Genomic DNA, 8,476 nt, shown 5'->3' with positions numbered 1-8,476 from the left:
ACGCCAAAAGCATCTGCCTGAACTTCGGCATTGCTGCGGAGTTCGGCGGGGTCTGCAACTTGCGCTTCGACGACACCAACCCCGAGGCGGAGGACCACGAGTACGTCGAGGCGATCCTCGCCGACGTGGCCTGGCTGGGCTTCACCCCGGCCAGCGTCTGCTACGCCTCGGACTACTTCGGCCAGATCTACGACTGGGCGGAAGTGCTGGTGGGCAAGGGTCTGGCCTATGTCGACGACCAGGACGGCGACACCATCCGGTTACAGCGCGGCGGCTTCGGCAAGCCCGGCATCTCCTCGCCGCACCGCAACCGCGACGCCCGAGAGAACCTCGCCCTGCTCCGCGGCATGCGCGACGGGGAGTTCGCCGACGGCTCGCGCGTCCTGCGCGCGAAGATCGACATGCAGGCGAGCGTCATGGCCCTGCGCGACCCGGTGCTCTACCGGATCCGCCGGGTCGCGCATGTCCGCACCGGGACCGACTGGATCATCTACCCCACCTACGACTGGGCGCACGGGCAGTCGGACGCGATCGAGGGCGTGACCCACTCGATCTGCACGCTCGAGTTCACCGACCACCGGCCGCTCTACGACTGGTGCCTGGACCACCTCGACCTGCCGCGGGAGCGGCCCGAGCAGATCGAGTTCGCCCGGTTGGGGCTGACGCACACCGTCATGTCCAAGCGCCTCCTGCGCGCGCTCGTCGAGGACGGGACGGTCGACGGCTGGGACGACGCCCGGATGCCCACGCTGCAGGGCATGCGACGCCGAGGGTACCCGGCCTCGGCGATCCGGGAGTTCGTGACGACGCTCGGGGTCGCGAAGACCAACTCCACTTCCGAGATCGAGTTCCTGGAGTCGTTCGTCCGCACCCACCACAATGCGCACGCGCTGCGCCGGATGGCCGTGCTCGAACCGCTGAAGCTCGTCATCACCAACTGGCCCGAGGGTCATGTCGAGCACGTCGAGCTGGTCGAGAACCCGGAGGACCCGGCGGCGGGCGTGCGCAGCGTGCCGTTCAGCGGCGAACTCTGGATCGAGCAGGACGACTTCAAGCTCGAGCCGCCGCCGAAGTACTTCCGGCTCGCGCCAGGCCGGGAGGTCCGGCTGCGCGGCGGCTACTTCGTCACGGCCACCGACGTGATCACCGACTCCGGCGGCAACGTCACCGAGGTGCGCTGCACCTATGACCCGCTGACCCGTGGCGGAGCCGCGCCGGACGGCCGCAAGGTCAAGGCCACCATGCACTGGGTGAGCGCGGCGCACGCCGTCGACGTCACCGTGCATCTGTACGAAAGGCTGTTCGCCGACCCGCGGCCCGGCAGCGACGGCACCGAACCGACCGTGAACCCGGCCTCGCGCCGCACGATCTCCGGTGCGAAAGCCGAGCCCGTGCTGGCCGACACCAAGCCCGGCGAGGTCGTGCAGTTCGAGCGGCTGGGTTACTTCGCCACGGACCTGGACACTCCCGGCACCTTCCACCGCACCGTGGGTCTGCGGGACGAGTGGGCGAACATCCAGAAGCGGAAAGGCTGATTGCCTGTCGCCGCCGCCGCGTCGAGAGTTAGTGGAGACCAGTGGACCTGCAACTCACCGACAAGGTCGCGGTCGTGACGGGCGCGAGCCGAGGTATCGGCCTGGCCATTGTGCGATCGCTGGCCGCCGAGGGCGCCTACGTCGTCGCCGGTTCCCAGCACGGAAGCCCCGAACTCGAGGCGCTGGCCGAGACGGGCCGAACCTCAACTTCCTCGCCGCGGTGCGCACCACCCGGGCCGCACTGCCCCACCTGTTGCAGCACAGCGCCTCGACCATCGTGACGATCAGCTCGGTGAACGCGTTCCTGCCCGACCCGGCCGTCGTCGACTACAGCGCCGCGAAGGCCGCGCTGACCAACTTCTGCAAATCCGTGTCCAAGGAATTCGGCCCCCGCGGCCTGCGGCTGAACACCGTCAGCCCGGGGCCGGTCCAGACCGACCTGTGGCTCGGTCAGGACGGCGTCGCCGCTACTGTCGCGCACGCCACCGGCATCGCTGCCGAGGACGTCGTCGATCAGCAAGCTGCCGACAGCGCCACCGGTCGCTTCACCTACCCGCAGGAGATCGCCGACTTGGTGCTGCTGTTGGCGGGAGGCCGCGCCGGGAATGTCACCGGCAGCGACTTCGTCATCGACGGCGGGCTCATCAAGACTCTGTGAGTCGCTAGGGTCCGCACAGGCGAGCGGAAGGCACCGGCGTGGGCGCACGGTTCGAGGAGCTGGACTGGCGACCCACACCGATGGGGGAGTTGAGTCTGCGGCGTCGTGTCGATCCGGTGTCGGGGCAGGAGATCCACGAGGTCAAGCTCGATGAGGACTTCCTGATGTCAAGCCTGTTCGTCGAGGCGGAGATCGCGATCTCGCGGATCGCGCTGGAGCTGTTGGCCGGTGCCGATCTCGACGTGGTGGTCGGCGGGCTGGGGCTGGGCTTCACCGCCCTCGCCGTGCTGGCGGACCCGCGGGTGCGTTCGCTCGTCGTCGTCGACGCGCTGGCCGAGGTCATCGAGTGGCACGAGCGGGGACTTATCCCGGCGGGCGCGCAACTTGTGGCCGACCCGCGCTGTCGCCTGGTGCACGCAGACTTCTTCGCGGCGATGGCCGGCCCCGGGCTGGATCCCGCCGAGCCGGAGCGCCGCTTCCACGCGATCGTCGTCGACATCGACCACTCACCCAGTCACCTGCTGCACCCCTCCCACGGCTGCTTCTACACCCCGGCGGGCCTGGCGCGGCTGCGCGCGCATCTGCAACCGGGCGGGGTGTTCACCCTCTGGTCCAATGACCCGCCGGAAGAGGACTTCCTCGCCCGCCTCGACGCGGAGTTCCCCGGCGCGAGCGCGCGGGTCGTCTCCTTCGCGAACCCCTTGCAGGATCGACGCGCCACCAACACGGTCTACGTGGCGGCGAAAAGCAGCTGAGGCTACATCAGATCAGGGACCAGCCGATCTGGAGACAATGTGGGGCCGGGGCTCCGATTCCGAGTAGTTGACCATGACTGAACCGAGCTAGTTGACCGTGGAGGTGCCCGTGTCCGATCAGGCCGCAGCGCGCATGGTGGCGTGCCACTTCATCGTCTCCGCTGATGTGGAGCGTTCCCGACGCTTCTACACCGAGGTACTCGGCGGCACGGTGGCCTTCGGGCCCGAGCCGACGTATGTCGCGCTGGCCAACACGTTCATCATCATCAACGTCGGCGGCGGCCCCACGGACGATAAGCCCACGGTGATCCTGGAAACGCCCAGTGACCCCGACCGGGTCAGCAGCTTCTTGAATCTCCGGGTCGCCGACATCCACGCCGTGTACGCCGAGTGGAGCGGCCGGGGCGCGCACTTCCTGACGCCACCGAAGCAGCACGAGTCCGAGATCCGTTGCTACCTGCGAGATCCCGACGGCTACCTCATCGAGGTCGGGCAGACCACCGACCCGAAGCGCGACTGGTCGCCCGCGCACTGGGCGCCGATCACGTCCTGATCAGGCGTAGCCGAGCTCGTGCAGGCGTGCGTCGCTGATGCCGAAGTAGTGCCCGATCTCGTGCTTGACGACGATCTCGATGCGCCGAACCACCTCGTCGTACGTCTCGCAGCGCGCGAGAATCGGGAAGCGGTAGATGGTGATCCGGTCCGGCAGCGCGAACGCGTACTGCGTGGTCCGGCGGGTGAGCGGGATTCCCTCATAGAGGCCGAGCAGGTTCATCCGCTCCAGCCCGTCCTCGACGCCGAACGCCACGTTCGCGATGCGCGCGCTCAGCGATGCCGGGAGCTTCTCCAACACGCGGGCAACCTCGAGCTCGAACTCCTCGCGCGCCATCACGTACACGCGCAGCACAAGGCTGTGACGGGCAACAATATTCCGCGTCGGGGCGAGCTCAGCCGTTCGAGTGACGCTTGCTCGATGTCGCGGCGCCCCTAGTTGGGGGGGTCACGGCCGCGGAGCGACCATGCCGATCGGTCGGGAGCTGGTAGCTGATGACCACCTCGCCGTTCTCGAGGGGCCCGGTGCCCATCGACAACCGGATCGAGCCCAGCCGCGCCACGGTCGGTGCCAGCATCGAGGTCGCGACGAAACCGCTGCCGCCGCCGCCACCGCCGCCGACTGTCGCACCCGCCGCCCCGCCGGCCCCGCCGGCATAGCCGCCACCGCCACCGCCGGCCCCGACCGGGCCGCCGGCCAGGGTGCCCGAATGCGTGATGGAGTTCGACGTGCCGTAGCCACCCTCGCCACCGCCACCGCCGTGATCCGCGTCGTATCCGCTGTGGCCGTCCACACCGGTGATCCGCTTCAGGCCGGCCCCACCAGTGGGTCCTACCGCACCGACGCCGCCCTTGCCGGTGTCATCGCCGCCCATAACGTCACGGCCGATGCCGGTACGGAGGAGACCGTCATTGCCCGTGCCGTCCCGGTTTCTGCCGTCCTTGCCCCGGCCGGCACCGCCCATGCCATCTGCGCCCCGCTCGCCGCCGCCGGCACCGCCGCGGCCGGACCAGTATTCGGGTGAGTCCATCGCACCGCCGGCGCCACCGCCACCGCCGGCCACCAGGATGCGCGCGGCGGGATCACTCCCGCGCAGGCGCACGCTCGACGCGCCGCCGCCGCCGCCGCCGCCGATTGTTCCGGCCCCGCCCTTGGCGCCTCCGTGGCGCCCGCCCGCGCCCGGCGCCATGCCGTCGGCGTCCTGGCCGTGCCCGCCCACCACAATGCGCATCAGGTCACCGGCGGCGACGGGGAAGTCGGCCGCCACGAAGCCGCCGCGGCCCCCCTGCGGAGCCAGCATCCGGGAGTTGATCGAGCCGCCGTTGCCCCCCGCCGCGCCGCGGGCCTCGATGTGCACGTCGGTGACCCCGGCCGGCACCCGTAACGCGTAATGGGTCACCGCGGGGCTGTCATAGACGCAGGTGACCACGCCGAGCGAGCTGCGCGCACCGCAGACGTCCGCGGTTTGCGCGGCAGCCGCTGGAACAGCCGTCCCGGCCAGCACGAACGCGATAGCCGCGCCCGTGGCCGTTCCCATAACCGCGCCCCGCGAGGTACGCGCAGGCGCTGCGCGACCGGGGTCGTAAGAAAGGTTTGCCGACATTTGCCCACCAGCCCCGTAATTCAGACGCTGCACCGCAGTCATCATCTGGCTTGCCTGCGCGTATGTCCCCGAAACGGTCCATTCGGGTGACATTGGCGACTGCATGTGCAGCCCCTACGTGGGTAGGGCTCGGCTGCGGGGCGCCTTAATGGCGGGGTTTGTCCCCGGTTGCGTAAGTCTGACGGTGCGTCAGGACTGTGTAGATCTTGGGTTGCCGACCGCCCGGTCAGCGCGCGGCGTGCTTGTCGATGACCCGGCCGAGCCGCGGCAGGGCCGCCACGACGTGCTTCTTGGCGTTCGGGCGGAGCCTGTCGTAGCCCTTCTTCAGGCTTTCCCGGCCGGTGGCTCCGGCACGTGCATCAGTGACGCTGAGCAGGGTGTCGGCGCAGTGATCCGGACGCGCGGCCAGGAACGCGCCGAAGTCGCCGCCGCCGGCACTGCGATGCTCGGCCCACAGCGGCTCCAGCGCGGTGACGAAACCCGGCAGCAGCGAGGAGATGGCGTGCGCGACGAAGCCCGGTCGGACCTTCTTCACCGCGGCGTAGCCGGTCTTGACGACCGCCCCGGAGATGCCGCCCTTGGCCGCGACCTCCGCGTCCACCAGCGCGCCGAGGTCGGCGATCACCACCGGGCGCGTGGCCTTCTCGAGCAGGGCGGCCTTGAGGGTCTCCGTCACCGGTGTCGCCTTTCCTCGGCGCGTATGGTCCCTCGGCAGTGTCCACCACCGCCATCCGACGATCAGGACGTGCCGTGGCCGACACCTCTCCTCTGGCCGCCGAGGTCGATGATTAGACGCACATTCATCCTGCGTGCATACGCCGGTGACACGCTGCGACGATGACCGACGTGGCGCAGACCCCGAACTCCGTGTCCGCTGCTCCCGAGCGGGGCCACAGCCGGACCGGCGCGGACGCCGATTCGCTCCGTCGCGGAATTGTCGATCACCTGCGCTACTCGATCGGCCGGCCTGCAGCGGCGATCAAGCCCGAGCATTACTACCGGGCGCTCGCGCTGGCGGTGCGCGATCGCATGCAGGACAACCGGGCGGCGTCGACGCAGACCTCGCTGGATCTCGGTCGCAAGGTCACCTGTTACCTCTCCGCGGAATTCTTGATCGGGCCACAACTGGGTGCGAACCTGCTCAACCTCGGCATCGAGGCCGCGGCCCGGGCGGCGCTTGCCGAACTCGGGCAGGACCTCGACGAGGTGCTGGCCTGCGAGGCGGAGCCCGGCCTCGGCAACGGCGGTCTGGGTCGGCTGGCGGCCTGTTACCTGGACTCACTGGCCACGCTGGAGCGCCCGGCCATCGGCTACGGCATCCGCTACGAGTTCGGCATCTTCCACCAGGAGATCCGCGACGGCTGGCAGGTGGAGAAGACGGACAACTGGCTGACCGGCGGCAACCCGTGGGAGATCGCGAAGCCGGATGTGAGCTTCCGGGTCAAGTGGGGCGGCTACAGCGAGCAGTACACCGATGAGGAGGGACGCGACCGCGTCCGGTGGACCCCGGGCCGGGTGCTCAAGGGCGTTGCCTACGACACCCCGATCCAGGGTTACGGCGTGCGCACCTGCAATGTCCTGACGTTGTGGAGCGCCCGGGCCGTGGAGTCGTTCGCGTTGGATGCCTTCAACACCGGTGACTACTACAAAGCCGTGGAGGACGAGGTCAACTCCGAGACCGTCACCAAGGTGCTCTATCCCAACGACGAGCCCGAGGCGGGCAAGCGACTGCGCCTGCTGCAGCAGTACTTCTTCGTGTCGTGTTCGCTGCAGCACGTCCTGCACATTTTGGATGACCTGGAGAGCGTCTCGGTGCGGCAGTTGCCGGAGCGGTTCGCCCTGCAGCTCAACGACACCCACCCGTCTATCGGCGTCGCCGAGTTGATGCGGTTGCTTGTCGACGAGCGGCAAATCCCGTGGGACGAGGCCTGGGCCATCACCGTCGCCACGTTCGGCTACACCAACCACACGCTGCTGCCCGAGGCACTGGAGACGTGGCCGCTGGCCATGTTCGGCGAATCCCTGCCCCGCCACCTCGAGATCATCTTCGAGATCAACCGGCGCTTCCTCGACCAGGTGCGCGCCAAGTTCCCCGGCGACAACGACCGGCTGCGGCGGATGTCCCTGATCGGCGAGGACGGCGGCAAGAGCGTGCGCATGGCGCACCTGGCCACGGTCGGCAGCCACGCCATCAACGGCGTCGCGGCACTGCACTCCGAACTGCTCAAGGACAGCGTGTTGAAGGATTTCTACCAGATGTGGCCGGAGCGGTTCTCCAACAAGACCAACGGTGTGACGCCCCGTCGGTTCCTGGCGCTGTCCAACCCGGGCCTGCGGGCGCTACTCGATCGCACCATCGGTGACGGGTGGCTCGCCGACCTGGACCGGCTGCGTGGGTTGGAGGCCTTCGCCGACGACCCGAAGTTCCAGAAAAAATGGCGGGAGGTCAAGCGGGCCAACAAGGTCCGGCTCGCGCAGTACGTCGCGGCCACCACGGGCCTGGAACTCAACCCCGAGTGGCTTTTCGACATCCAGGTGAAGCGGATCCACGAGTACAAGCGGCAGCACCTCAACGTGCTGCACATCCTGACGCTGTACCGGCGACTGAAGGAGAACCCCGGGCTGTCCATCCCGCCGCGGGCATATGTGTTCGGGGGGAAGGCGGCGCCGGGCTACTTCATGGCCAAGCGGATCATCAAGCTGATCAACGCCGTCGGCGAGACGGTGAACAACGACCCCGAGGTGAACCGGTTCCTCACGGTCGCGTTCGTGCCGAACTTCAACGTGCAGAACGCCGAACTCATCTACCCGGCCGCGGATCTCTCCGAGCAGATCTCCACGGCGGGCAAGGAGGCCTCGGGCACCGGGAACATGAAGTTCATGCTCAACGGCGCGCTGACCATCGGCACCCTGGACGGTGCCAACGTCGAGATGCGCGAGGAGGCCGGCGCGGAGAACTTCTTCTTGTTCGGGCTGACGGCCGACGAGGTCGAACGTCTCAAGCGCGACGGCTACCGGCCCGCCGACTACATCGCGGGCAACGCACAACTCGCCGCGGTGCTCGACATGCTGGCCGACGGTACGTTCTCCCGCGGCGACACCGACCTGTTCCGTCCACTGGTCGACAACCTGCGCTTCGACGACCCGTTCCTGGTACTCGCCGATTACGCGTCCTACCTGGAATGTCAGGACCGGGTGGACGCGGCCTGGCAGGACCCGGCGGCGTGGTCGCGCATGTCGATCCTCAACACCGCGCGCAGTGGGAAGTTCTCCTCCGACCGGGCCATCGCCGAGTACTGCGAGGACATTTGGAGCGTGGCGCCGGTCACCGTCAAAATCTGAGCCCGCTCGGGGACATGCCGAGCGGGCCGA

General features: G+C 68.7%; 8 protein-coding genes. 5 read left to right on the top strand and 3 right to left on the bottom strand.

The features are described 5' to 3' along the window. The 4 genes from glnS to VGJ14_14235 form a co-directional block, all read left to right on the top strand. Positions 1 to 1,535 (top strand): glutamine--tRNA ligase (gene glnS, locus VGJ14_14250; GenBank protein HEY2833586.1); only part of this gene is annotated, 1,535 nt, incomplete at its 5' end. A gap of 220 nt (positions 1,536 to 1,755) precedes the next feature. After that, entirely contained in the window at positions 1,756 to 2,193 is a 438-nt protein-coding gene (locus VGJ14_14245; protein ID HEY2833585.1) for an SDR family oxidoreductase, read from the top strand. A 38-nt stretch (positions 2,194 to 2,231) separates the two neighbouring features. Beyond that, positions 2,232 to 2,948: a hypothetical protein gene (locus VGJ14_14240; GenBank protein ID HEY2833584.1), complete on the top strand. Its 717-nt coding sequence runs from the start codon at positions 2,232 to 2,234 to the stop codon at positions 2,946 to 2,948. Between the two features lie 109 nt (positions 2,949 to 3,057). Then, the gene (locus VGJ14_14235) at positions 3,058 to 3,501 is read left to right on the top strand and encodes a VOC family protein (protein HEY2833583.1); all 444 of its coding nucleotides are present in this window, start codon (positions 3,058 to 3,060) and stop codon (positions 3,499 to 3,501) included. Here VGJ14_14235 and VGJ14_14230 read toward each other — a convergent pair whose 3' ends face one another. The 3 genes from VGJ14_14230 to VGJ14_14220 all read right to left on the bottom strand — a co-directional run bounded on the left by VGJ14_14230 (position 3,502) and on the right by VGJ14_14220 (position 5,780). Further along, a complete protein-coding gene (locus VGJ14_14230) occupies positions 3,502 to 3,837 on the bottom strand; it encodes a metallopeptidase family protein (protein HEY2833582.1) in 336 nt (111 codons plus the stop codon). A 58-nt stretch (positions 3,838 to 3,895) separates the two neighbouring features. After that, positions 3,896 to 5,038 (bottom strand): hypothetical protein, encoded by a 1,143-nt coding sequence (locus tag VGJ14_14225; GenBank protein HEY2833581.1) that lies wholly within the window; start codon positions 5,036 to 5,038, stop codon positions 3,896 to 3,898. 292 nt (positions 5,039 to 5,330) lie between these two features. Further along, on the bottom strand, positions 5,331 to 5,780 hold the full coding sequence (locus VGJ14_14220; GenBank protein HEY2833580.1) for a hypothetical protein: 450 nt from the start codon (positions 5,778 to 5,780) through the stop codon (positions 5,331 to 5,333). 161 nt (positions 5,781 to 5,941) lie between these two features. On the opposite strand from VGJ14_14220, the gene VGJ14_14215 reads away from it, so the two are divergent. After that, positions 5,942 to 8,446 (top strand): glycogen/starch/alpha-glucan phosphorylase, encoded by a 2,505-nt coding sequence (locus VGJ14_14215; protein ID HEY2833579.1) that lies wholly within the window; start codon positions 5,942 to 5,944, stop codon positions 8,444 to 8,446. The last annotated feature ends 30 nt before the right edge of the window (positions 8,447 to 8,476 follow it).

The organism is Sporichthyaceae bacterium (genome assembly GCA_036493475.1).
Lineage (GTDB): Bacteria > Actinomycetota > Actinomycetes > Sporichthyales > Sporichthyaceae > DASQPJ01.
The sequence above is the reverse complement of the archived record's forward strand: the minus strand, read 5'-3'. Positions and strand labels throughout refer to the sequence as shown.

Bases quoted from the DNA above. Each gene is read 5' to 3' on its own strand.
- VGJ14_14230 (HEY2833582.1), bottom strand. From the start codon at position 3,837: ATGGCGCGCGAGGAGTTCGAGCTCGAGGTTGCCCGCGTGTTGGAGAAG.
- VGJ14_14225 (HEY2833581.1), bottom strand. From the start codon at position 5,038: ATGGGAACGGCCACGGGCGCGGCTATCGCGTTCGTGCTGGCCGGGACG.
- VGJ14_14215 (HEY2833579.1), top strand. From the start codon at position 5,942: ATGACCGACGTGGCGCAGACCCCGAACTCCGTGTCCGCTGCTCCCGAG.